Source organism: Streptomyces sp. O3, assembly GCF_054788135.1.
Map to the genome: position 1 here is coordinate 1 of NZ_JBTVYK010000050.1, position 22,600 is coordinate 22,600.

20 protein-coding genes and 2 tRNA genes are annotated in these 22,600 nt (G+C 70.2%); 8 read left to right on the forward strand and 14 right to left on the reverse strand.

Features of this window, described 5'->3' with window-relative positions:
- Window positions 1–85: 85 nt before the first annotated feature.
- From clpX to ACX6XY_RS23135, 5 genes are all read right to left on the reverse strand, one after another.
- Complete coding sequence (gene clpX, locus ACX6XY_RS23115; RefSeq protein WP_460333982.1) at window positions 86–1,372, reverse strand: ATP-dependent Clp protease ATP-binding subunit ClpX; 1,287 nt, start codon at window positions 1,370–1,372, stop codon at window positions 86–88.
- A gap of 180 nt (window positions 1,373–1,552) precedes the next feature.
- Complete coding sequence (locus ACX6XY_RS23120; protein WP_460333985.1) at window positions 1,553–2,233, reverse strand: ATP-dependent Clp protease proteolytic subunit; 681 nt, start codon at window positions 2,231–2,233, stop codon at window positions 1,553–1,555.
- A gap of 46 nt (window positions 2,234–2,279) precedes the next feature.
- Window positions 2,280–2,885, reverse strand: coding sequence for an ATP-dependent Clp protease proteolytic subunit (locus ACX6XY_RS23125; RefSeq protein ID WP_460334087.1), 606 nt, complete (start codon window positions 2,883–2,885; stop codon window positions 2,280–2,282).
- 285 nt (window positions 2,886–3,170) lie between these two features.
- The gene (gene tig, locus ACX6XY_RS23130) at window positions 3,171–4,607 is read right to left on the reverse strand and encodes a trigger factor (protein WP_460333988.1); all 1,437 of its coding nucleotides are present in this window, start codon (window positions 4,605–4,607) and stop codon (window positions 3,171–3,173) included.
- A 184-nt stretch (window positions 4,608–4,791) separates the two neighbouring features.
- Window positions 4,792–4,868, reverse strand: a tRNA-Pro gene (locus tag ACX6XY_RS23135).
- 209 nt (window positions 4,869–5,077) lie between these two features.
- Between ACX6XY_RS23135 and ACX6XY_RS23140 the strand changes: the two genes are divergently transcribed.
- Window positions 5,078–5,151 (forward strand) — tRNA-Gly (locus ACX6XY_RS23140).
- Between the two features lie 73 nt (window positions 5,152–5,224).
- On the opposite strand, the gene ACX6XY_RS23145 is transcribed toward ACX6XY_RS23140, so the two are convergent.
- A complete protein-coding gene (locus ACX6XY_RS23145) occupies window positions 5,225–5,419 on the reverse strand; it encodes a hypothetical protein (RefSeq protein ID WP_460333991.1) in 195 nt (64 codons plus the stop codon).
- Window positions 5,420–5,954: 535 nt separating this feature from the next.
- Between ACX6XY_RS23145 and ACX6XY_RS23150 the strand changes: the two genes are divergently transcribed.
- Window positions 5,955–7,052 carry an acyltransferase family protein gene (locus ACX6XY_RS23150; protein WP_460333994.1) on the forward strand — a complete coding sequence of 366 codons (1,098 nt, stop codon included), beginning with the start codon at window positions 5,955–5,957 and terminating at the stop codon, window positions 7,050–7,052.
- Between the two features lie 59 nt (window positions 7,053–7,111).
- Here ACX6XY_RS23150 and ACX6XY_RS23155 read toward each other — a convergent pair whose 3' ends face one another.
- The 3 genes from ACX6XY_RS23155 to ACX6XY_RS23165 all read right to left on the reverse strand — a co-directional run bounded on the left by ACX6XY_RS23155 (window position 7,112) and on the right by ACX6XY_RS23165 (window position 9,921).
- Window positions 7,112–7,576, reverse strand: a complete 465-nt coding sequence (locus ACX6XY_RS23155) for an HD domain-containing protein (RefSeq protein ID WP_460333996.1) — start codon at window positions 7,574–7,576, stop codon at window positions 7,112–7,114.
- A gap of 9 nt (window positions 7,577–7,585) precedes the next feature.
- A complete protein-coding gene (locus ACX6XY_RS23160; protein ID WP_460334090.1) occupies window positions 7,586–8,446 on the reverse strand; it encodes an RNA polymerase sigma-70 factor in 861 nt (286 codons plus the stop codon).
- Window positions 8,447–8,724: 278 nt separating this feature from the next.
- Entirely contained in the window at window positions 8,725–9,921 is a 1,197-nt protein-coding gene (locus tag ACX6XY_RS23165; protein ID WP_460333999.1) for an NAD(P)/FAD-dependent oxidoreductase, read from the reverse strand.
- A gap of 211 nt (window positions 9,922–10,132) precedes the next feature.
- Here ACX6XY_RS23165 and ACX6XY_RS23170 point away from each other — a divergent pair, with 211 nt between their 5' ends.
- Window positions 10,133–10,351 carry a hypothetical protein gene (locus ACX6XY_RS23170; protein WP_460334002.1) on the forward strand — a complete coding sequence of 73 codons (219 nt, stop codon included), beginning with the start codon at window positions 10,133–10,135 and terminating at the stop codon, window positions 10,349–10,351.
- Window positions 10,352–10,378: 27 nt separating this feature from the next.
- Here the strand turns inward: ACX6XY_RS23170 and ACX6XY_RS23175 are convergent, their stop codons facing one another.
- Entirely contained in the window at window positions 10,379–11,554 is a 1,176-nt protein-coding gene (locus tag ACX6XY_RS23175) for a SpoIIE family protein phosphatase (protein WP_460334005.1), read from the reverse strand.
- 137 nt (window positions 11,555–11,691) lie between these two features.
- Here ACX6XY_RS23175 and ACX6XY_RS23180 point away from each other — a divergent pair, with 137 nt between their 5' ends.
- Window positions 11,692–12,936: a GNAT family N-acetyltransferase gene (locus ACX6XY_RS23180; RefSeq protein ID WP_460334092.1), complete on the forward strand. Its 1,245-nt coding sequence runs from the start codon at window positions 11,692–11,694 to the stop codon at window positions 12,934–12,936.
- Window positions 12,937–12,946: 10 nt separating this feature from the next.
- Here ACX6XY_RS23180 and ACX6XY_RS23185 read toward each other — a convergent pair whose 3' ends face one another.
- The 3 genes from ACX6XY_RS23185 to ACX6XY_RS23195 form a co-directional block, all read right to left on the reverse strand.
- Window positions 12,947–13,768, reverse strand: coding sequence for an Fpg/Nei family DNA glycosylase (locus tag ACX6XY_RS23185; RefSeq protein WP_460334008.1), 822 nt, complete (start codon window positions 13,766–13,768; stop codon window positions 12,947–12,949).
- A 74-nt stretch (window positions 13,769–13,842) separates the two neighbouring features.
- Entirely contained in the window at window positions 13,843–14,334 is a 492-nt protein-coding gene (locus ACX6XY_RS23190; RefSeq protein ID WP_460334011.1) for a ribose-5-phosphate isomerase, read from the reverse strand.
- 116 nt (window positions 14,335–14,450) lie between these two features.
- Window positions 14,451–15,035 (reverse strand): biotin transporter BioY, encoded by a 585-nt coding sequence (locus ACX6XY_RS23195; RefSeq protein ID WP_460334014.1) that lies wholly within the window; start codon window positions 15,033–15,035, stop codon window positions 14,451–14,453.
- A 428-nt stretch (window positions 15,036–15,463) separates the two neighbouring features.
- Here ACX6XY_RS23195 and ACX6XY_RS23200 point away from each other — a divergent pair, with 428 nt between their 5' ends.
- Complete coding sequence (locus ACX6XY_RS23200; protein ID WP_460334017.1) at window positions 15,464–16,897, forward strand: amino acid permease; 1,434 nt, start codon at window positions 15,464–15,466, stop codon at window positions 16,895–16,897.
- Between the two features lie 164 nt (window positions 16,898–17,061).
- Window positions 17,062–17,703: a superoxide dismutase gene (locus tag ACX6XY_RS23205; RefSeq protein WP_460334020.1), complete on the forward strand. Its 642-nt coding sequence runs from the start codon at window positions 17,062–17,064 to the stop codon at window positions 17,701–17,703.
- Between the two features lie 152 nt (window positions 17,704–17,855).
- Here ACX6XY_RS23205 and ACX6XY_RS23210 read toward each other — a convergent pair whose 3' ends face one another.
- Window positions 17,856–18,518 carry a mycothiol-dependent nitroreductase Rv2466c family protein gene (locus ACX6XY_RS23210; RefSeq protein WP_460334023.1) on the reverse strand — a complete coding sequence of 221 codons (663 nt, stop codon included), beginning with the start codon at window positions 18,516–18,518 and terminating at the stop codon, window positions 17,856–17,858.
- Window positions 18,519–18,700: 182 nt separating this feature from the next.
- Here ACX6XY_RS23210 and pepN point away from each other — a divergent pair, with 182 nt between their 5' ends.
- Complete coding sequence (gene pepN / locus ACX6XY_RS23215) at window positions 18,701–21,286, forward strand: aminopeptidase N (protein ID WP_460334026.1); 2,586 nt, start codon at window positions 18,701–18,703, stop codon at window positions 21,284–21,286.
- 221 nt (window positions 21,287–21,507) lie between these two features.
- Entirely contained in the window at window positions 21,508–22,581 is a 1,074-nt protein-coding gene (locus ACX6XY_RS23220; protein WP_460334028.1) for a hypothetical protein, read from the forward strand.
- The last annotated feature ends 19 nt before the right edge of the window (window positions 22,582–22,600 follow it).

Consider the following 22,600-nt stretch of genomic DNA (forward strand, 5'->3'; position numbering starts at 1 on the left):
CACCCGCGCCCCGGGGGGCCGCCCCCCCACGTTTGGGGGGGGGGGCCCCCCGGCCCCCCCCGCCCCTTCGTCGTACCGCTGAGAGCTACGCGCTCTTCTCGTGCCGTCCGTCGTTCTTGCCGACGATGCGCGGGACCAGGGTCGGGTTGACGTTCGAGTGGACGACGTCGGCTGTGATGACGACGCGGGCCACGTCCTTGCGGGACGGGACCTCGTACATCACCGCCTGGAGGACCTCTTCCATGATGGCGCGCAGGCCGCGCGCGCCGGTCTGGCGGAGGATCGCCTGGTCCGCGATGGCCTCCAGCGCCTCGCGTTCGAAGTCCAGCTCCACGCCGTCGAGTTCGAAGAGGCGCTGGTACTGCTTGACGAGTGCGTTGCGCGGCTCGACGAGGATCTGGAGCAGGGCCTCGCGGTCGAGGTTGTGGACCGAGGTGATGACCGGGAGGCGGCCGATGAACTCGGGGATCATCCCGAACTTGACCAGGTCCTCCGGCATGACGTCCTGGAACTGGTCCTTCTCCTCCAGCTCCCGCTTGGAGTGGATGGTCGCGCCGAAGCCGATGCCCTTGGCGCCCGCCCGGCCCTCGATGATCTTCTCCAGGCCCGCGAAGGCGCCGCCCACGATGAACAGCACGTTCGTCGTGTCGATCTGGATGAACTCCTGGTGCGGGTGCTTGCGGCCGCCCTGGGGCGGGACCGAGGCGGTGGTGCCTTCAAGGATCTTCAGCAGGGCCTGCTGTACGCCCTCGCCGGAGACGTCGCGCGTGATCGACGGGTTTTCGCTCTTCCGGGCGACCTTGTCGATCTCGTCGATGTAGATGATGCCGGTCTCGGCCTTCTTGACGTCGTAGTCCGCCGCCTGGATCAGCTTCAGCAGGATGTTCTCGACGTCTTCGCCGACGTAGCCCGCCTCCGTGAGCGCCGTCGCGTCGGCGATGGCGAACGGGACGTTCAGCATGCGGGCCAGGGTCTGGGCGAGGAGGGTCTTGCCGGAGCCCGTGGGACCCAGCAGGAGGATGTTGGACTTCGCCAACTCGATGGCGTCCTCACGCCCTTGGGACCCGCCGTTCTCACCGGCCTGGACCCGCTTGTAATGGTTGTACACCGCGACCGAGAGGGCTTTCTTCGCGGGCTCCTGCCCGACGACGTACCCCTCCAGGAACTCGTAGATCTCGCGGGGCTTGGGGAGTTCCTCCCACCGCACCTCGCTGGTCTCCGCGAGCTCCTCCTCGATGATCTCGTTGCAGAGGTCGATGCACTCGTCGCAGATGTACACACCGGGGCCTGCGATGAGCTTTTTGACCTGCTTCTGACTCTTCCCGCAGAACGAGCACTTGAGCAGATCGCCGCCGTCACCGATGCGTGCCACGAGGTGCTTCCCCAATCGCCTGGGAGCCGCTGAGTTCGGCGGCTCCTGGTGCCTGTATCCGACGGTACCTTGCCTGGCCCCCCGTTCGGGCCCCCCTTGGCGCGGTTCGCTGTGACGTGAACCGTGTCGCGAACCGCGCCAAGGGAAGGCAGGCGCCGCTGTGCCGCGTCAGACGGCGGCTCAGACGACCGCGCCGTTGTTCATCTTCCGGGTGGAGATGATCTGGTCGATCAGGCCGTAGGACAGCGCGTCCTCGGCGGTGAGGATCTTGTCGCGCTCGATGTCATCGCGGATCTTCTCGATCGGCGTGCTGGAGTGCTTGGCCAGCATCTCCTCCAGCTGCGAACGCATCCGGAGGATCTCGTTCGCCGCGATCTCCAGGTCGGAGACCTGGCCGCGGCCGGTCTCGCTGTACGGCTGGTGGATCAGCACGCGGGCGTTCGGCAGCGCCATGCGCTTGCCCGGCGTACCGGCGGCCAGCAGGACCGCGGCGGCCGACGCGGCCTGGCCCATGCAGACCGTCTGGATGTCCGGCTTCACGAACTGCATGGTGTCGTAGATGGCCGTGAGCGCCGTGAAGGAGCCGCCGGGGCTGTTGATGTAGACGGAGATGTCACGGTCGGGGTCCATCGACTCCAGGCACAGCAGCTGCGCCATGACGTCGTTGGCGGAGGCGTCGTCGATCTGCACGCCGAGGAAGATCACGCGCTCCTCGAAGAGCTTCGCGTACGGGTCGTACTCGCGCACGCCCTGCGAGGTGCGCTCGACGAAGCGCGGGATGACGTAACGCGACTCGGCGCGCGGGCCGGTGTACTCGGCCTGGCCGCGCTGGTAGAGGCCGCTGCCGGGGAAGTCGTTCACTGGGGTCTCCTGAAGGGGGCTGGGGGTCGGCTCGGGACGCTGGGGCTCAGGCCCCGGTGCCGCCGCCGCCCGGTACGCCTGAAGCCGTGGGCATGACCTCGTCGATCAGGCCGTACTCCTTGGCCTCCTGCGGGTCGAACCAGCGGTCGCGGTCCGAGTCGCGGGTGATCTGCTCGACGGTCTGCCCGGTGTGGAAGGCGGTCAGCTCCGCCATCTTCTTCTTGGTCAGCAGCAGCCGCTCCGCGTGGATCTTGATGTCCGACGCGGAACCGGCGAGGCCGGCGGAGGGCTGGTGGATCAGGATCTCGGAGTTCGGCAGCGCGAAGCGCTTGCCCGGCGTGCCCGCGCTGAGCAGGAACTGGCCCATCGACGCGGCCATGCCCATGGCGATCGTCACGACGTCGTTCTTGATGTACTGCATGGTGTCGTAGATCGCCATGCCCGCGGTGATCGAGCCGCCGGGGCTGTTGATGTAGAGGTAGATGTCCTTGTCCGGCTCCGCGGCCAGCAGCAGCAACTGCGCGGTGATCTTGTTGGCGATGTCATCGTCGACCGGCTGGCCGAGGAAGATGATCCGCTCGTTGAGCAGTCGGTTGTAGACCTGGTCGCCGAGGCCACCACCGATGGAAGGCTCGCCGGCGGCGGAGGGCATCAGATTCGTCACGTATCCACCTGCTCGTCTTGCGACGGTGTTGGGCCGTCTCACGTCTTCGGTCGGGGCCTGGGCCCCCCGCGTCGCGCCGCTCCGGGCGGCTTCGGGGACTCCCCTGCCCTCGTAGTTATGGACCCTAACGCGCAGGCAGGCGGGTGCCATCCCGCACAGGGAACTGTTCGCTGTGAGCGCAGGGTCACCGGGCCGCACGGGCCGGGTACGGCGAGGGGCTCCGGGCGCGCAGTGCGTCCGGAGCCCCTCGTACACGATCGGAGACCGGGAGGCTCAGGCCTCCTTCTTCTCCTCGGCCTTGTCCTCAGCCTGGTCGGCCGCGGCGGCCTCGGCGGCCTCGGCGGGCTCGCCGTCCGTCACGGCCTCGACCGTCTCGGCGGCGGTCTCGACCTCGTCCTCGTCGTCGGACAGGTCGACGAGCTCGCCCTTGGTGTCCTTGACCGTGGCGGCCTCGACGACGACCGCGAGGGCCTTGCCGCGGGCGACCTCGCCGACGAGCATCGGCACCTGGCCGCCCTCGACGACGGCCTGGGCGAACTGGTCGGGGCTCATGCCGGAGGACTGGGCGCGCCGCATGAGGTGCTCGGTGAGCTCCTCCTGGTTGACGTTCAGCTTCTCCTTGTTGACGAGCTCGTCCAGGACGAACTGCGTCTTGATGCCCTTGACCGCCTGCTCGCTGGTCTCGGCCTCGAACTCCTCGACCGTCTTGCCCTGGATCTTGAGGTAGCCCTCGAGGTCCATGCCCATCTGGGCGAGCTGGTGGTTCTCCAGGTTGTGCTTGCGGGTGTTGACCTCGTCCTCGAGGAGCTTCTCGGGGACGGGGACCTCGACCAGTTCGAGGAGCTTCTCGAGGACCCGCTCCTGGGCCTGGGTGGCCTGGTCGTACTGCTTCATGTTCTCGAGGCGCTTGCGGCTGTCGGCCTTGAGCTCGTCCAGGGTGTCGAACTCGCTGGCCAGCTGCGCGAAGTCATCGTCCAGCTCGGGCAGCTCGCGGGCGGCGACCTGGGTGACCTTGACGGTGACCTCGGCCTCCTTGCCCTCGGCGCTGCCGCCCTTCAGCTCGGAGGTGAAGGTGGCCTCAGCCCCGGCCTCCAGGCCGGTCACGGCCTCGTCGATGCCGTCGAGGAGCTCGCCGGAGCCGATGGTGTACGAGACACCGTCGGCGACGCCGTCGGGCAGCACCTCGCCGTCGACCTTGGCCTGCAGGTCGATGGTGAGGACGTCGCCCTCGGCGGCGGCGCGCTCGACCGGGGTGGTGGAGGCGAAGCGCTCACGGAGCTGCTCCACCGACTTCTCGACGTCCTCGTCGGTGACCTCGACGGCGTCGACCTCGACCTCGATGCCGGAGTAGTCCGGGATCTCGATGGTCGGGCGGACGTCGACCTCGGCGGTGAAGGCCAGCAGCTCGCCGTCCTTCAGCTCGGTGATGTCGACCTCGGGCTGGCCGAGTACGTTCAGCTCACCCTCGTTGACCGCCTCGGTGTAGAACTTCGGGAGGGCGTCGTTGACGGCCTCCTCCAGCACCGCACCGCGGCCGAACCGCTGGTCGATGACGCGGGCCGGGATCTTGCCCTTGCGGAAGCCCTTCACCGTGACCTGCTGGTTGATCTTCTTGTACGCCGCGTCGAGGCTGTCCTTGAGCTCCTCGAAGGGCACCTCGACAGTGAGCCGAACCCGAGTCGGGTTCAGGGTCTCCACGGCGCTCTTCACGGTTCGGTCTCCTTGTGGCTGACTGCTTTGGGTTCTGCTGAGCCAGAGAGCTGCAGCGGATGCGCGTCGCCCGGAAGACACTCGGATCGGAACGGATCAGAACAGAGACACACGGGCGCGCAGCTTGCATAGTAACCGCAGCGGGTACGCGTCCCAAAAAGCGATCTTGAAGCGATCTTGCCAGTGGTCGGGGTGGCGGGATTTGAACCCACGGCCTTCCGCTCCCAAAGCGGACGCGCTACCAAGCTGCGCCACACCCCGTCGGTGCGACACGTAGGGTACATGCCCGTGGCCGGTGCGGCTCCCGCATTGTCGGCGAGCCCGCCGCGCCGGGGGTCCGCGCTGGCAGGGGCTTGTCAGGGGCTCGTGGAGGGGGTGTGCGCCGCGGGGCGTCGACCCGCTACGATGCTCCTCGTACCGCGGTCCGCATGCGGGGGTTCGCTCCCTTGAGGACTCGCGGTGCCGCGTGTGCGGGTGTAGCTCAATGGTAGAGCCCCAGTCTTCCAAACTGGCTACGCGGGTTCGATTCCCGTCACCCGCTCCAAAAGTCTCCGGCCCGGCCGGTGCCGTACGTCGCGAGGAGCGCGCGTACGGCGCCGAGCCGGGCCGGAGTCGTCTCAGAAGCTGATCTCGTTGATCGTCTCCGCTATCGAGTTGAGGAAGCGGTTGACCGACGGGGCCATGTCGGTCGAGGCCAGGAAGAAGCCGAAGAGCGCCGCGACGATCGCGGGGCCCGCCTTCAGCGACCCGCCGCGGATCAGCACCACCAGAATGATCGCCAACAGCAACACCACTGACAGTGAAATGGCCACACTGATCACACCCTAGGTCGGTTCGCTCTCCCGGCCGCGAGGCGCGCTTCCCCGCACACCCCCGCCAGAACCATCGTGCCACCAACCCGCCTGGCCTATGCGGCTGGTGACAGAACGTCGGGTCAACGCCGGGTGCCTCCGCGCACCCTCCGCATACCCTCCGCGCACCTTCCGCACGAACACCGCGGGCCGCACCCGCTCGACCCGGCATACGTACGGAATTTCGACAGATGCTCGTGAGAGCGAATTCGACCGCCCGCCTCAGGGTGTGCTCGCAGGCGAATTCGATTTGTCTGGGCAGGCACACCCTGGAGCCCCGGACGCGCGAATACTCGGGAATTATCACCGAAGCCACTTGCGGGCACTATGCCCGTATTGACCCTCGCAAACCTGGACATAGCAACCCGGTCGAGCGCACTCCAGATGTATCGCAGTCGCTATGTCGACTTCCCGTTCGTCGGAATGTCACCAGCACATAAACACACCCTGTGAACACGTTTTACGGATTCGCTTTTACGGCACTAGGGTTTCCCAGATGTTCCACGCCGCCACCACCACCGCAGAAAAGAACACCGGGCGGCCGCGGATCGTCTCCCCCGGCGGATTCCGGGGCGAGGTCCGGGGCACCAGGCCCGTGAAGCAGCGGGACGCGTACTTCGACAACGTCAAATACCTGGCCATCGTGCTGGTGGCCCTGGGGCACGCCTGGTCGCCCCTGATGGCGGACAGCCGCGCCGCCACGGCGCTCTACATGGCCGTGTACGCCTTCCACATGCCGGCCTTCATCCTGATCTCCGGCTACTTCTCCCGCGGCTTCGACCTCAGACCGGACCGGCTCAAGCGCCTGGTGACCGGAGTCCTGGTCCCCTACGTCGTGTTCGAGGTCGCGTACAGCCTCTTCAAGCGCTGGGCGGGCGACGCCCCGAACCATCCGATCAGCCTGCTCGACCCCTGGTATCTCACCTGGTTCCTGGCCGCGTTGTTCGTCTGGCGGCTGACCACGCCGCTGTGGCGGCTCGTGCGCTGGCCGGTGCCGCTGGCGCTCGGCATCGCCGTACTGGCCTCCGTCTCGCCCAGCATCGGCCGGGACTTCGACCTGCACCGGGTGCTGCAGTTTCTGCCGTTCTTCGTCATCGGCCTGCATCTGAAGCCCGAGCACTTCCAGCGGGTACGCCGCCGCGAGGTGCGGCTGCTGGCCGTGCCGGTCTTCGCGTCCGCCCTGGTGTTCGCCTACTGGGCCGCGACCCGGATGAACGTCAAGTGGTTCTACCACCGCGAGAGCGCCCAGGAGTTGGGTGTCTCCTGGGGTACCGGTGTGCTGATGTCCCTCGGCCTGTTCGTCTGTTCCCTGCTGCTCGTCGCGTGCTTCCTGGCCTGGGCGCCCCGTCGCCACATGTGGTTCACGGCGCTGGGCACGGGCACACTGTACGGGTATCTCCTGCACGGCCTGCTCGTCCAGGGCGCCGGGTTCTGGGACTGGTACGACCAAGGCTGGGTGCACACCCCGCTGGGCGCGGTCCTCATCACGCTGCTGGCCGGAGTCATCGTGACGGCGCTGTGCACACCGCCGGTGCGCCGGTTGTTCCGGTTCGCCGTCGAACCCCGGCTGGACTGGGCGTTCAAGCGCTCTTGAGACGCCGGATCCGGGCTCGGCTCCCCTGTCGCGCTTCCGCCGCGGCTGTCGTGCTTCCGCTACGACTCGCGCGCCCCGTCCGCCAGTCCGAGGTACCGCCGCATCGCCGCGTACTTCCGCGTGAGCCGCTCCCTGGTCGCCTCGTCGGACAGTGCGGCGAGGCGCGCCGGGTCGGCGTTGTGCGCGAGGTCGGCCTCCTTGACGAGCAGCGCCCCCGGTGTCGCGAGAATCCGCCGCGCGTACGCCCGCGGTTCCTCCCCGCTCCGCTTGGTCAACGCCCGCACGACGTCCTTGGTCCGCTGCGCCAGCGCGGCCGCCGCGAGCCACTCCTCGCTCAACGCGCCGTCCTCCAAGGCGTCATGCAGCCAGGCGGCGGCGACCTGTTCCGGCGACCCGCCCCGTGCGCGTACGCCGTCGGCCACGGCCGCCAGATGCTCGGCGTACGGGCGCCCGGCCTTGTCGGTCTGCCCGGCGTGCGCCGCGCGTGCGATGGCCTCGACCTCGGCGACGGTCAACTGTCCCACTGCGCCCCCTCACTTCTCGCTTCGCCCTGGCAACATAACGCGTGTGCGGGGCTGGCGCGCCAGGCTGTTGTCGGGGGCGAGGCCCGCGAGTTTGTCGGGGTTGACCTGGAAACGGAGGTGCTGGACGCGGTCGTCGGCGAGGTCGAAGGAGACGGCGCCGACGGTGTGGCCGTGGAGGGTGGCCAGGATGCCCAGTTCGCCGTTGATGACGGCTGGCTTCATGGCCAGGGCGGCCAGTTCGGGCTTGGCGAGGAAGCCGAGGAACCAGCGTGCGACGCGGTCGGCGCCGTGCAGCGGGCGGCGGGCCGCGGTGACCTTGCCGCCGCCGTCGGACCAGGCGGTGACGTCGGGGGCGAGCAGTTCCATGACGGCGTTCAGGTCGCCGCCCGCGCAGGCCTTGAGGAACTGGGCGGTCACCTGCTGCCGCCGGGCCTGGTCCGCGTCGAAACGGGGGCGGCGGGCCTGCACGTGCGCGCGGGCGCGGCGGGCGATCTGGCGGACCGTCGGCTCGGGGCGTTCGATGGTCTCGGCGATCTCGGCGTGCGAGTAACCGAAGACCTCACGGAGCAGGAAGACGGCGCGTTCGACGGGGCTGAGGGTTTCCAGCACGACCAGCATGGCGGTGGAGACGGAGTCGGCCAATTCGGTCTCCGTGGCGATGTCGGGGGACGTCAGCAGGGGCTCGGGGAGCCACGGGCCGACGTAGGTCTCGCGGGTGGCGCGCGCGGAAGTGAGGCGGTTCAGCGCGAGGTTGGTGACCGTGCGCACCAGATAGGCCTTGGGGTGGCGGACCGTGTCGCGGTCCACGGTCCGCCAGGTCAGCCACGCGTCCTGGACGACGTCCTCGGCGTCGGTGACGCTGCCCAGCATCCGGTAGGCCGTGGCGAACAGCAGCCTGCGGTGTTCGACGCACGGGTCGATGCCGGGGTCCTGGGCGGGGCCTCGCGCGGCTGTGGCTCCGGCTGGGGCTCCGGCTGCGGGACTGGTGCCCGTGGCTTGCGCGGCTGTGGCTCCCGCGTTCGCGGAACTCGCTTGCGCGGCTGAGGAGTTGGTGTTCGCGGCTTCGGCGTCGACCATGCGGTCATGCTGCCAGCGCCGTGACCAGAGCGGCAAATCCGCGGCCACGGCGCCGGGGTCCAGTGCAGTGGTCATACCGCTGGCCTGCGCGTGGCGCGGCCGCCCTTGGAGAGGATGGTGGTGACGTTCACGCGCTTGCTGAACCGGTAGGTCTTGAGCGGGCTGCCGCTGATCATCGCCTTGTACGCGACGGCGCTCCGGCCGGTGAGGCGCAGGCGGCGCGGGGTTTCGTCGGCCTTGGTGAACTGGATGACGGCGTCCCGGCGGCCGAGGCTGACCGGCTGGTGGAAGTAGCCGAAGCGGAACGGCTTGAGGGTCTTGCCGCGGACGAGCCGCGCGATGGCGTCGGCGGTGTACTGGGCGGTGGGCAGGCCGCTCTGGCAGGTGCCGTGGATCTGCCCCCAGGCCAGGCGTACGGCGGCGGCGTCGCCGATGGCGTGCACGTCCCGGTGGGACACCGACCGCAGGGTGCCGTCGACCAGGATGAGGCCGCGGCCGTCGGTGGCGATCCCGGCGTCGGCGGCGAGCGGCGGCACCTTGACTCCGGTGGTCCACAGGCAGGCGTCGGAGCGGACGAGCCTGCCGTCGCTCAGCTCGACGCCGTCGGGCAGCACCTTGGTGACCTGGACGCCGGTGACCAGGGTGACGCCGAGGCGGTCCAGCGCGCGGTGGACGTAGGCGCGGGCCTTGTCGCCCATCATGCCGCCGGGCTCGTCCAGGCTGATCAGCGTGACGTTCAGGCCGGGGTGGCTCTCGGCGACCTCGGTCGCCGCCTCGATGCCGGTCAGGCCGCCGCCGCAGACGGTGACCGTGCCCCCGTGCGCGGCGACCTCGGTGAGCCGCGCGGCGAACCGGCCGGCGGTCTCGGGGGTGTTGAGGGTGTACGCGTGGGCGTCGGCGCCGGGGACCGTGCCGGTGTCGGTCGAGCTGCCCAGCGCGTAGACGAGCGTGTCGTACTCGAGGACGTCGGCGCCGTCGACGGTGATCCGCCGGGCCTCGGGGTCGATGGCCGTGGCGGTGCCCTGGACGAAGGTGACGCCGGTGCCCTCCAGCAGGCGGGGGATCTGGTGGTTGGCCAGCTCCTGCCCGGCGGCGATCTGGTGCATCCGCAGCCGCTCGACGAACCGGCTGGAGGCGTTCACCAGGGTGATCTTCACTCCGGTCCGGCGGGTCCGGCGGGCGAGGCGGATGGCGCTGAACATGCCCGTGTAGCCCGCGCCCAGCACGACGATGCGGCGGCCGTCGCCCCTGCTCATGCCGTTGCTCATCTCGGTCTCCTGTAATCGGGCACCGGCCTTCGGTGCCGGTGACGCCCAGGTGACAAGTGACGCGTGCCGGACGTGACAGGTCGCGCATGTGAACCAGGTCACACCATGGCGGTGGTCCGCTACACACGGTGAGGGGCCGGGTTGCGTGAGGGGCTACGATCCCTGGGGAAACCGGCCAGGACCTGACGCATGAAGGCGGGGCGCTTCGGCGTTGTTGATCGTTTACTGTCTGCTCGGGCTGCTGCTCGCGGTCGCCCTGCGGTCCAAGACCGCCCCGGTCCGCGCGGCCTGGGCGGTGCGACGGGAGGCGTGGGCCCGGAAGGCCTCGCCTCGGGTGGCCCGGTGGCTGCGGGGGCGGTGGGTGCTCACCAGTACGGTGCTGACCGTGGCGGCCGTCGGGTGGCTGGTGCACCGGTTGGGCCTGGTGTAGCGGCTGGGCCTGATGCAGCGACGGCTGTCACGCGTCGCGGGTCAGCAGGAGCAGGGCCCGGTCGTCGTTGACGTCCTTGGCCACCGCCTCGATGAGGTGCCAGGCCGCGCCCCGGAAGCCGCCCGTCACATAGCGGTCCGCCTCGCCGGTGAGGCGGTCTATGCCCTCGGCGATGTCCCGGTCGGAGGTCTCGACCAGGCCGTCCGTGAACAGCATCAGCACATCGCCGGGGCGCAGGGTCCCCTTGACCGGGTCGAACTGCGCGCCGTCGTAGACGCCGAGCAGCGGCCCTTCGGCGGCCTTCTCCTCCCAGCGGCCGCTGCCCGCGTGCAGCTGGATGGCGGGCGGGTGGCCCGCGGTGAGGAGTTCGTAGTCGCCGGAGTCCAGGTCCAGGGCGAGGTGAATGGACGTCGCGAAGCCCTCTTCCCAGTCCTGGCGGAGCAGATAGCCGTTGGCGGCCGGGAGGAAGGCGTGCGGCGGCAGCGAGCCCAGCAGGCCGCCGAACGCGCCGGACAGGAGCAGGGCGCGGGACGCCGCGTCCATGCCCTTGCCGGAGACGTCGGTGAGGACGATCTCCAGGGTGCGGCCGCCGTTGGTGCGGGCGGCCACCACGAAGTCGCCCGAGAAGGACTGGCCGCCCGCCGGGCGCAGGGCCATCTCGCGGTGCCAGCCGGTGGGCAGTTTGGGCAGCTTGCTCTGGACCCGGATGCGTTCGCGCAGGTCGAAGAGCATGGTGTGGCCGCGCCGCCAGGGCACTCCGACCCGGCTGCGGAACTGCGCGATGACCAGGCCGAAGAAGCCGCAGGCGGCGACCGTCAGGACGACGCCCGGAGTCACCGTGTCATGGCCCTCCGTATAAGGGCCCAGGTGGACGGACTCCAGGATCAGGGCCGCGCCGACCACTCCGTAGAGCCCGATCAGGCTGGCGGGGCGCAGCAGCAGACCGCCCGCGACGATCGGCAGCACGAGCAGCGCGGGCGAGAACCACAGCGGCGCGGCGAGCGTGCCCGCGGTGATCGCCGGGACCGAGAGCAGCAGCCCGGCCAGGGCCACCCAGTCGGAGCCGTCGCCGCGGAAGTAGTCGACGCCGGATTTGCGCAGCGCGATACGGGCCCGGTGCATCCGCTTGCGCAGCCGGGCCGGGATCGTGTCGGCTGCCGCGCGGTCTCGGGGGCCGCGCTGTCGTCCCTGTCGTCGTGTCATTGCTCGTGGACCCTATCCACCCGGCGTGCGGCTTCGCACAGGAGGTCCTGGTTGTCCCCCTCTGGGACGGCCCGCGGTCGCGTGAAATTGCCTCGCTGGGGGCGTCCGCGCACTGATACGCATGGCAGATGACGACGATGGATGTACGCGTACTCGATCCCGGTGACTGGGACTCCTGGTTCGGCAATCTGGAGCTGGCGTTCGGAGGGGTACGGGAGGAGGACGAGAACCGGGCGTTCGCTCTCGCTTCGACCGTCCCCGAGCGGTCGCTCGGGGTCTGGGACGGTCCCGAGGTCGTCGCGGGGGCCGGGTCGTTCCCGTTCTCGCTGGCGGTTCCCGGAGGCGCCCTGGTGCCGTCGGCCGGGGTGACGATGGTCGGGGTCAAGCCGACCCATCGGCGGCGGGGGCTGCTCAGCGCGCTGATGCGGCGGCAGCTGGACGACGTACGGGCGCTGGGTGAGCCGCTGGCGGTCCTGACCGCGTCCGAGCCCGCGATCTACGGCCGGTTCGGGTACGGCGCGGCGACCCAGCAGATGCTGGCCGAGATCGAGACCGACCGGGTGCGGCTGTCCGTGCCGGAGGGGACGGACGACGTACGGCTGCGACTGGTCCCGCCCGCTGAGGCGCTTGAGGCGTGTGAGGCGGTGTACGCGCGGCTGGTCAGGGGCCGTCCCGGCATGCTGGCGCGGGTGGCCCCCTGGGAGCGGCGGGGGCTGCTCGACCCGCCGGGGGAACGGAACGGGGCGTCGCCGGTGCAGTGCCTGCTGGCCGAGCGTGGGGGGCGGGACGGCCGTGGGGGCGAGGTCGTCGGGTACGCGCGGTTCAGCGTGACACCCGAGTGGACGGAGCTGGCCAGCCCCCAGGGCTCGGCGACGGTGCGCGATCTGGAGGCGCTGGACCCGGCCGCGTACGCCGCGCTGCTGCGCTACTTCTTCGAGCTGGACCTGAGCTCCCGGATCCGGTTGCAGAACCGGCCCGTCGACGACGCCTGGCTGCAGATGGTGTCCGATGTGCGGCGGTGCGGTGTCCGGCTGCGGGACGCGCTGTATGTGCGGCTTGTGGAGGTCGGGGCCGCGCTGGAGGCGCGTACCTATCAGACGCCGGTGGACGTGGTGTTCGAGGTGGCGGACGCCTTCTGCCCCTGGAACGCCGGGCGCTGGCGGCTGACCGGCGACGCGAAGGGCGCGTCCTGTGTGCGCACCGAGGACGCGGCGGATGTGGCGCTGTCCGTACGGGAGCTGGGCGCGGCGTATCTCGGCGGTGTGCCGCTGCTGTCGCTGGCCGCCGCCGGGCGGGTGCGGGAGCTGCGGGACGGGGCTCTGGGGCAGGCGTCGGTGGCGTTCGGGTCGGCCCTCGCGCCATGGCTGCCGCACGGGTTCTGACCGCGCCGGGTCACCGTCGTTGGCAGGTGGGGCACCAGAAGAGGTTGCGGGCGGCGAGGTCGGCGGTGCGGATCTCGTCGCCGCAGATGTGGCAGGGCTGGTCGGCTCTGCGGTACACGTACACCTCGCCGCCGTGGTCGTCCACGCGCGGCGGGCGGCCCATCGCCTCGGGCGTGTGCTCGGGCCGTACGGTGTCGATGCGGTTGTGGCGTACGCCCTCGCGCATCAGGGCGGCCAGGTCGGACCAGATGGACGTCCACTCGGCGTGTGTCAGGTCCCGGCCCGTGCGGTACGGGTCGATGCCGTGCCGGAACAGCACTTCGGCGCGGTAGACGTTGCCGACGCCCGCGATCACCTTCTGGTCCATGAGCAGGGCGGCGATCGTCGTACGGGAGCGGGAGACACGCCGCCAGGCCCGGTCTGCTCCGTCGCCGTCGGCGGCGTCGTCGCGCAGCGGGTCGGGGCCGAGGCGGTCGTGTATCGCCTGCTTCTCGGCGTCCGTGATCAGGGCGCAGGTGGTGGGGCCGCGCAGGTCGGCGTAGGCCGTGCTGGTGCGCAGCCGCAGTCGTACGGTGTCGGCGGGCGGGGGCGCGGGGGCGGCCCCGAAGCCGAGCTTGCCGAACAGGCCGAGGTGGATATGCACCCAGCCGGTGTCGGCGAAGCCGAGGAAGAGGTGTTTGCCGTGCGCCTCGGCCTCGGTGAGCCGCTGGCCATCCAGCAGGGCCGCGCTGTCGGAGAACTTGCCCTGGGGGCTGGTGACGCGGGTCGGCCGGTCCAGGAAGCGTTCCCGGTGGTCGGCCGCCAGGCGGTGGATGGTGTGCCCCTCAGGCACGGGTCCTCCTCCTCGTCGTCCTCGTTCTCGTCCTCGTTCTCGTCACGAGTGCGTTGCCAGCCCCCCGAGGGGCGTCAGTCCTGCTGCTGCGGGTGGTGGGCCGGGATCGGCGGGAGCTCGCCGGTCGTCTCGTAGGCCGAGAGCATGTCGATGCGGCGGGTGTGGCGCTCCTCGTTCGAGTACGGGGTCGCGAGGAAGACCTCGACGAACTTCACCGCCTCGTCGAGCGTGTGCATCCGGCCGCCGATGGAGACGACGTTGGCGTTGTTGTGCTCGCGGCCGAGCGCCGCGGTCTGCTCGCTCCAGGCCAGGGCGCAGCGGACGCCCTTCACCTTGTTCGCGGCGATCTGCTCGCCGTTGCCGGAGCCGCCGATCACGATGCCGAGGCTGTCGCCGTCGGCCGCGGTCCGCTCGGCGGCGCGCAGGCAGAACGGGGGGTAGTCGTCCTGGGCGTCGTAGATGTGGGGGCCGCAGTCGACGGGGTCGTGGCCGTTGGTCTTGAGCCACTCGACGAGGTGGTTCTTGAGTTCGTATCCGGCATGGTCGGAACCGAGGTACACGCGCATGCACCGAGTGTGGCATGCCCCGAGGCGCCGGGCCGCGTCCGGGTCGGCTCGGTCAGGTCCGGCCGGGTCCGGGCGCGGCAGGGGCAGCCTCGGCAGGGGTTCAGACGCGGCGGGGGTCAGCCGCGGCGGCCGAGCAGTCTCCAGGCGGCCGGGAGCGCGCCCATCGCCAGCGCCGCCTTCAGCGCGTCGCCGACCAGGTAGGGGACCAGGCCCTTCTCCAGGGCCCAGCCCGGCGAGTTGCCGGTGGCCAGCATCAGGTACGGGACGCCGACCGCGTAGATCACCAGGGAGCCGAGTGCCATCGCGCCCGCCATCCGCCACGGGGAGCGGTCCGCGCCGCGCCGGGCCAGGGCGCCCACCATGGTCGCGGCGAGCAGCATGCCGATGACATAGCCGAGGGTCGGGATCGCCACGCCGGACTCCGCCTGGGCGAACCACGGCACGCCCGCCATGCCCACCATGAGGTAGAGGCCGAGCGAGAGGAAGCCGCGGCGGGCGCCGAGCGCGGTGCCCACCAGCAGGGCGGCGAAGGTCTGCCCGGTGACCGGCACCGGTGAGCCCGGAACGGGCACCACGAGCTGGGCCGCGGCGCCGGTGAGCGCGGCGCCGCCGAACACGAGCGCGATGTCCCGGACGCGGGTGGCGGGCAGCAGGTCGGCGAGCACCTGGCCGGGGCGCGTGGTGAGGGCAGCGGTGGTCATACGGGCTCCAGGGTCGGTCGGACCGGCTAGGGGCTACGGCTGTGGCCGTGGCTAGGACTAGGGGACAGCGTGACGCTAGCCCACTGGTGGAGTTCCGCTCGCCATCAGCCGTCCACAAAGCGGGGCTTGGCGACTTGGTGGGGTGTGCACAAAGGTCGGGAAGTGCATGGAGGGCGGGTGAGAGGGCGAGTGATGCTCGTCACTTGGGACTGGACTCCTTATGTTCTTTTTGCGTAGATGGTTTCCTCCAGGTGAGACTGTAGATTCTCGCCAAATCCCGGCAGTACCCCACGGGCGCGCACGTGCGCGCGTGCGCACGGTGCGTAGCCACGGTGTCCGGATATCGGTCTGCGTGGACGCTCCAGCGAACGCGCGTCGCAGACTGGCCCGCCCTGCATGTCATCTCACGTACTGGACAACGCCATACCATGACTCGGACAACCCTCACTTCCGAGGCGATTGACGGCGAAAAGGACGCTCCGGCCTCCTCCAGCCCCGGCGGTTCACCGCTGTCGAACGGCCTCAAGCAGCGGCACCTCTCGATGATCGCCCTCGGCGGCGTGATCGGCGCCGGGCTCTTCGTCGGATCCGGCGCGGGCATCGCCGCCGCCGGTCCCTCCATCGTCGTCGCGTACGCGATCTCCGGGCTGCTGGTCATGCTCGTGATGCGGATGCTCGGCGAGATGTCGGCCGCCAACCCCTCGTCGGGCTCGTTCTCCGCGCACGCCGAGCGCGCGCTGGGCCCGTGGGCGGGCTTCGCGGCGGGCTGGGGGTTCTGGATCCTGCTCTGCGTCGCCGTCGGCCTGGAGGCCATCGGCGCCGCGAAGATCGTCACCGGCTGGCTGCCCGGCACGCCCGAGTGGGCCTGGGTCGCCCTGTTCATGCTGGTGTTCTGCGCCACCAACCTGGCCGCCGTGAAGAACTTCGGCGAGTTCGAGTTCTGGTTCGCCGCGCTCAAGATCGGCGCGATCGTGCTCTTCCTGGGCCTCGGCACGCTGGCGATCATCGGCGTACTGCCCGGCTCGGACTCCCCCGGCCTCAGCAACCTCACCGGTGAGCACGGCCTGCTGCCCAACGGCAGCGAGGGGCTCGTACTCGGCCTGCTCGCCTCGGTCTTCGCGTACGGCGGCCTGGAGACGGTCACCATCGCGGCGGCCGAGTCCGAGAACCCCGTCCAGGGCGTGGCCAAGGCCGTGCGCACGGCGATGTGGCGGATCGCGGTCTTCTACGTCGGCTCGATGGCGGTCATCGTCACCCTGGTGCCGTGGAACGACCCGGCGGTCACCGAGAAGGGCCCGTACGTCGCCGCCCTCGACCACCTGGGCATCCCCGGCGCGGGCCAGATCATGAACGTGGTCATCCTGGTCGCGCTGCTGTCCGCGATGAACGCCAACATCTACGGCGCGTCCCGCATCACCTACTCGCTGGTCGAGCGCGGACAGGGGCCGCGGGCGCTGAGCCGGGTCAGCGGCGGGGTGCCGCGCCTGGCGGTGCTGGCCTCGTCGTTCTTCGGGTTCCTGTGCGTGCTGCTCAGCTACTGGTACCCGGACACGATCTTCAGCTGGCTGCTGAACATGATCGGCGCGATGATCCTGGTCGTCTGGATCTTCATCGGGGTGTCCCAGCTGATCCTCCGGCGTCGGAACCGCGAGCGGCTCGTGGTGCGGATGTGGCTGTTCCCGTACCTGACCGTGGCCGCGCTGGCGGGGATGGCCGCGATCTTCGTGCTGATGGCGCTGGAGCGTGACACGCGGGTGCAGCTGTACTTCACCGGCGGGCTCGTGCTGGCGCTCGCCGCGGTGGGGTACGCGCACCAGAAGGCCTGGTGGGGGCGGCTGGCGGCGAAGCTGCTGCGCCGCTGACGCACAGAGACGACGCACTGAGTTCCCAAGGCCCTCGTGTGGGGCGGTCCGCTGGCCGCCTCTCGCGAGGGCCTTTCGTGTGCCCTGGGCCTGCCTTCCGGGATTGCTGCTGGTAGCGTGCACTTGCAAGTTGGTTGCAATAAGCTCGGAGGGGATCGATCGTCATGGCCGTCTACACACTCCCGGAACTTCCCTACGACTACTCCGCGCTCGCGCCCGTGATCAGCCCGGAGATCATCGAGCTGCACCACGACAAGCACCACGCGGCGTATGTGAAGGGCGCGAACGACACCCTCGAACAGCTGGCGGAGGCGCGCGACAAGGAGACCTGGGGCGCGATCAACGGCCTGGAGAAGAACCTGGCCTTTCACCTTTCCGGCCACATCCTGCACTCCATCTACTGGCAGAACATGACCGGCGACGGCGGCGGCGAGCCGCTCGCGGCGGACGGCGTGGGCGACCTCGCGGACGCCATCGCCGAGTCCTTCGGCTCCTTCGCCGGTTTCAAGGCCCAGCTGACCAAGGCGTCGGCGACCACGCAGGGGTCGGGCTGGGGCGTGCTGGCCTATGAGCCGGTCAGCGGCCGTCTGATCGTCGAGCAGATCTACGACCACCAGGGGAACGTCGGCCAGGGCTCGGTGCCGATTCTGGTCTTCGACGCCTGGGAGCACGCCTTCTACCTCCAGTACAAGAACCAGAAGGTCGACTTCATCGAGGCCATGTGGCAGGTCGTCAACTGGCAGGACGTGGCGGCACGCTACGCCGCGGCCAAGGAGCGCGCGGGGACGCTGCTGCTCGCGCCCTGACCGCATCGCCTCTCGTACGTCCTGCTCGTGATCGTCTTCTCAACCTTCACCGGGCAGGCGGATAGAGCGGAAGCCCCCGCGAGGACGTGACTCGCGGGGGCTTCCGTGTCCTTCTTACAGGCTTACAGGCTTACAGGTTGCCGAGGTCCGGTTTACAGGTTGCTGAAGTCCGGGCCCTTGGTGCGGGTGCGCTTGAGCTCGAAGAAGCCCGGCACCGACGCCACGGCCAGCGTCCCGTCCCAGAGGCGGGCCGCCTCCTCGCCCTGCGGGGCCGGGGTGACGACCGGGCCGAAGAACGCGACCTCGGCGCCGTCCGGGCCCGGTACCGCGATCACCGGGGTGCCGACCTCCTGGCCGACCTTGTCGATGCCCTCCTGGTGCGAGGCCCGCAGCTCCTTGTCGTACCGCGGCGAGTCCCAGTGCTCCAGCAGCGAGGCGGGCAGGCCGACCTCCTCCAGGGCGGCGGCGACGCCTTCCTCGGTGATGCCTTCGCCCTGGTTGTGGATACGGGTGCCGAGCGCGGTGTAGAGGTCGCCGAGCACCTCTTCGCCGTGCTCCTCCTTCGCCGCGGTGACGACGCGGACCGGGCCCCAGGACTTGCCGCCGGGGACGAAGTTCTCGCGGTACTCCTCGGGGAGCTCGTCCAGCTTGTCCTCGTTCAGGACGCCGAGGCTCATCACATGCCAGCGGATCTCGACCGGGCGCACCTTCGCCACCTCAAGCATCCAGCGAGAGGTCATCCAGGCCCAGGGGCACAGGGGGTCGAACCAGAAGTCCGCCGTGACCTTGTCACCCGAGGGCTGTGCGGCAGTCATGTCTCTCCTTGTGTCCGTGCTCGTGTGCTCGTGTGCTCGTGCTCTGTGCTCGTGCTCTGTGTGCGTCGTGCCAGGGGCAACGTGCTCTTCGGCGGGCGCATTCCCTGGTACGTGCGCCGTCGGTGCCGCATGGCAGGATCGTGACGCCACACGTACGTCGTATCAGTCACGAAGGAGTGTCTGTGCCCGGTGAGAATCTGTCCCGCGATGAGGCCCGCGAGCGGGCCGCCCTGCTGTCCGTCGACGGGTACGAGGTCGCGCTCGACCTGCGCTCGGCGGTCGGTGACGTCGAGGGCGAGGGCGAGCCGCGTACGTTCCGCTCGGTGACGACACTCAGGTTCCGCTGCGCTGAGCCGGGCGCCGCGACCTTCGTCGACCTGATCGCGCCGAGCGTGACCGCCGTGTCGCTGAACGGACAGGATCTCGACCCCGGCGCGGTCTTCGACGGCTCGCGGATCACCCTGGAGGACCTGCGCGCGGAGAACGTCCTGGTGGTCGACGCGCGGTGCGCCTACAGCCGCACCGGCGAGGGCATGCACCGGTTCGTCGACCCGGAGGACGGCGAGGTCTACCTCTACACGCAGTACGAACCCGCCGACTGCCGCCGGGTGTTCGCCACCTTCGAGCAGCCCGACCTGAAGGCGCCGTTCCGCTTCGAGGTGCGGGCGCCCGAGGGGTGGACGGTGTGGAGCAACGGCGCTGGTGATGTCGTTGACGGGGTGTGGCGGTTTGCCGAGACCAAGCCGATCTCCACGTACATCACGGCCATTGTCGCCGGGCCGTACCACTATGTGACGGATCGCTACACGCGGACGTTCGGCGACGGCACCACGCTGGAGATTCCGCTCGGCGCCATGTGCCGCAAGGGGCTGGCGCCGTACTTCGATGCGGATGATGTGTTTCTGGTGACCAAGCAGGGGCTTGACTTCTTCCACGATCACTTCGACTACCCGTATCCGTTCGGGAAGTACGACCAGGCCTTCGTGCCCGAGTACAACCTCGGCGCGATGGAGAACCCCGGCTGTGTGACCTTCCGTGAGGAGTTCGTCTTCCGCGGCAAGGTGACCGAGGCGGCGTACGAGCGCCGGGCGAACGTCATCCTGCACGAGATGGCGCATATGTGGTTCGGGGACCTGGTCACCATGCGCTGGTGGGACGACCTGTGGCTCAAGGAGTCCTTCGCCGACTTCATGGGCTCCTTCTCGCTGGTGAACGCCACCCGCTTCACGAACGGCTGGATCACCTTCGCCAACAACCGCAAGGCGTGGGCGTACCGCGCCGACCAGCTGCCCTCGACACACCCGGTCACGGCCGACATCCACGACCTCCAGGACGCCAAGCTCAACTTCGACGGCATCACCTACGCCAAGGGCGCCAGTGTGCTGAAGCAGCTGGTGGCGTACGCGGGCCAGGACGCGTTCCTGGAAGGCGCCCGGCGGTACTTCAAGCGGCACGCCTACGGCAACACCCGGCTCGAGGACCTGCTGTCGGTGCTGGCGGAGACCTCGGGGCGGGACATGGCCGCGTGGTCACGGTCCTGGCTGCAGACGGCGGGGGTCAACTCGCTGACGCCGGTGGCCACGTATGACGCGCACGGGCGGATCACCGAGCTGGCCGTCCTTCAGGAGGCTGTGGACTCCTGGCCCGAGCTGCGGCCGCACCGGGTGGCCGTGGGGCTCTACCGGCGGTCCCGCGACGGCGAGCTCGCGCGGTACGCGCGCGCCGAGGTCGATGTGGACGGGCCGCGTACGGTCGTGGCGGAGCTGGCGGGCGCGGAGCGGCCTGATCTGATTCTGGTCAATGACGATGATCTGACGTACTGCAAGATCCGCTTCGACGAGCGCTCGCTCGGCACGCTGCGCGAGCACCTGGGCGAGATGACCGACCCGCTGGCGCGTGCGCTGTGCTGGTCCGCGCTGTGGAGCCTGACGCGGGACGCGCTGATGCCCGCGCGGGACTTCGTCGACCTGGTGCTGCGGTTCGCCGGGCGTGAGAGCGACATCGGGGTGCTGCAGATGCTGCACACCTGGGCGCGGACCGCCCTGACGCACTACGCGGCGCCTCAGTGGCGCGAGGAGGGCGGGCGGCTGGTCGCCGAGGGCGCGCTGCACGAGCTGCGGGTCGCGGAGCCTGGCAGTCAGCATCAGTTGACCTGGGCGCGGTTCTTCGCCACGGTGGCCTCGTCGGAGGCCGATCTGCAGCTGTTGCGGGGGCTGCTCGACGGCACCGCGAAGATCGACGGGCTCGATGTGGACCAGGAGCTGCGGTGGAGTTTCCTGGAGCCGCTGGCGGTGCACGGCGTGGCGGACGAGGGCGTGCTGGCGGCGGAGCTGGCGCGGGACGATACGGCGTCGGGCGAGCGGCATCAGACGCGGTGTCTGGCGGCGCGCCCTTCGGCGGCCGTCAAGGCGCAGGCCTGGGCGCGGGTCGTGGAGTCTGACGCACTGTCGAACGCGTTGGTGGAGGCGACGATCGCGGGATTCGCGCAGCCGTCTCAGCGGGAGTTGGTCGCGCCGTACGCGACGCGGTACTTCGAGGCGATCGAGCGGGTGTGGGACGAGCGGTCCATCCAGATCGGTATGCATGTCGTACGGGGCATGTTCCCGGCCCTGCAGGACGACGCGGGCACGCTGGACGCCACGGACGCGTGGCTCGCGGCGCATGCGGGGGCGGCGCCTGCGCTGCGTCGGCTGGTCCTTGAGTCCCGCGACGACCTGGCCCGCGCGCTGCGCGCGCAGTCCTGCGACGGGGGCGCGGCGGCGTCGTAGGACCCGCCGCCCGGCGGGCGGGTGCGGGGTGCGCGGTGCGTGCGTGCTGTCTCGTTGTGGGGCGGGGGTGGGGTGAGGGTGCCGGGGGAACAGGGTCACGCTAATGGGCTACGGCCTACTCGGCAGTCGAACGCTCGTCCTTTAGTGCGGAATTGTCCCGCTCTGTCGACGGGACGGTAACAGCGGTTAGGGACCGGCTCGGCCGCGGGCATCTCCCGGTCATGAACCACAACACCCCGCTCTCCCCCCGCCCCCTGCACGACCTCGCGACCGCCCAGCGCCAGGTCCTGACCGTGTCCCAGCTCCGGGCCCACGGCGTATCCGCAGCAGAGATCGACACCGCCTGCCGACCCGGCGGACCGTGGCAGGAGATCCTGCCGGGCGTCTTCCTGCTCCGGCCGGGGCCGCCCACCAGCGAGGAGCGGCTGCACGCCGCACTGCTGTACGCGGGGCGGCCACCGGCCGCCGCGGGCGTGCTGCCGCGCCAGTCTCCGGCCTCGGCGGCCGCGGCCGCCCGGCCGCCCGCGGAGCGGCCGAGCGTGCCCGGCTACGGGGACGCGATGGTCACCGGGCTCGCCGCACTGGCGCTGCACCGGTTCTCGTCCGTGCCGCCGCTGCTCTCGCTGGACCGGATCGACGTCCTCGTGCCGCGCACCCGCCGTCTGCGCTCCACCGGCTGCGCCCGGCTGGTCCGCGCGCACGCGCTGCCCCGCCCGCAGACCGTCACCGACCTGCCGGTCGCCCCGGTGCCGCGGGCGCTCGCGGACGCGGTCGGCCAGCTCTCCGACGCGGACGTGGTGCGCCGCATGCTCACTGAGGCCGTGCGCTGCGGGCACTGCGAACCGGCTGCTTTGGTGAAGGAGCTGAGCAAGGCGCGGCTGTTGAGTCGGCCCCATGTGGTGAACGCCGTGGACTCGCTGCTCGCGGAGGGGCGGTCGATCGCCGAGAACCGGCTGTACACGATGGTCTCCGACTACGGGCTGCCCGATCCGGTGTGGAACGTCGACCTGCGGCTGCCCGGCGGCCCGCATCTGGGCGGCGTGGACGCGTACTGGCCCGAGCAGGCCGTGGCGATCGAGCTGGACGTCCGGGCGCCGCGCCAGGAGGAGGACGCGCTGTGGTCCGAATACGCGCGCAAGCGCGAGCATCTGGAGCGGCTGGGGATCACGGTGGTGCATCTGACGCCGAAGAAGCTGCGCGAGGCGATGGAGCAGCAGGCGGCGGTCGTCCGTACGGCCCTGATGGCGGCCGCGGACCGCGATCCCGCGGCCTATGTGGTGGTCCTTCCGCGTTGACCGGCCCGAGGGGGAATGG

Excerpts from the sequence above, each read along its gene's own strand:
- ACX6XY_RS23125 (WP_460334087.1), bottom strand. The coding sequence starts at position 2,885 with ATGCCCTCCGCCGCCGGCGAGCCTTCCATCGGTGGTGGCCTCGGCGAC.
- ACX6XY_RS23150 (WP_460333994.1), top strand. The coding sequence starts at position 5,955 with ATGTTCCACGCCGCCACCACCACCGCAGAAAAGAACACCGGGCGGCCG.
- ACX6XY_RS23160 (WP_460334090.1), bottom strand. The coding sequence starts at position 8,446 with ATGCTGGGCAGCGTCACCGACGCCGAGGACGTCGTCCAGGACGCGTGG.
- ACX6XY_RS23165 (WP_460333999.1), bottom strand. The coding sequence starts at position 9,921 with ATGAGCAACGGCATGAGCAGGGGCGACGGCCGCCGCATCGTCGTGCTG.
- ACX6XY_RS23175 (WP_460334005.1), bottom strand. The coding sequence starts at position 11,554 with ATGACACGACGACAGGGACGACAGCGCGGCCCCCGAGACCGCGCGGCA.
- ACX6XY_RS23180 (WP_460334092.1), top strand. The coding sequence starts at position 11,692 with ATGGATGTACGCGTACTCGATCCCGGTGACTGGGACTCCTGGTTCGGC.
- ACX6XY_RS23190 (WP_460334011.1), bottom strand. The coding sequence starts at position 14,334 with ATGCGCGTGTACCTCGGTTCCGACCATGCCGGATACGAACTCAAGAAC.
- ACX6XY_RS23195 (WP_460334014.1), bottom strand. The coding sequence starts at position 15,035 with ATGACCACCGCTGCCCTCACCACGCGCCCCGGCCAGGTGCTCGCCGAC.
- ACX6XY_RS23200 (WP_460334017.1), top strand. The coding sequence starts at position 15,464 with ATGACTCGGACAACCCTCACTTCCGAGGCGATTGACGGCGAAAAGGAC.
- ACX6XY_RS23205 (WP_460334020.1), top strand. The coding sequence starts at position 17,062 with ATGGCCGTCTACACACTCCCGGAACTTCCCTACGACTACTCCGCGCTC.
- ACX6XY_RS23210 (WP_460334023.1), bottom strand. The coding sequence starts at position 18,518 with ATGACTGCCGCACAGCCCTCGGGTGACAAGGTCACGGCGGACTTCTGG.
- ACX6XY_RS23220 (WP_460334028.1), top strand. The coding sequence starts at position 21,508 with ATGAACCACAACACCCCGCTCTCCCCCCGCCCCCTGCACGACCTCGCG.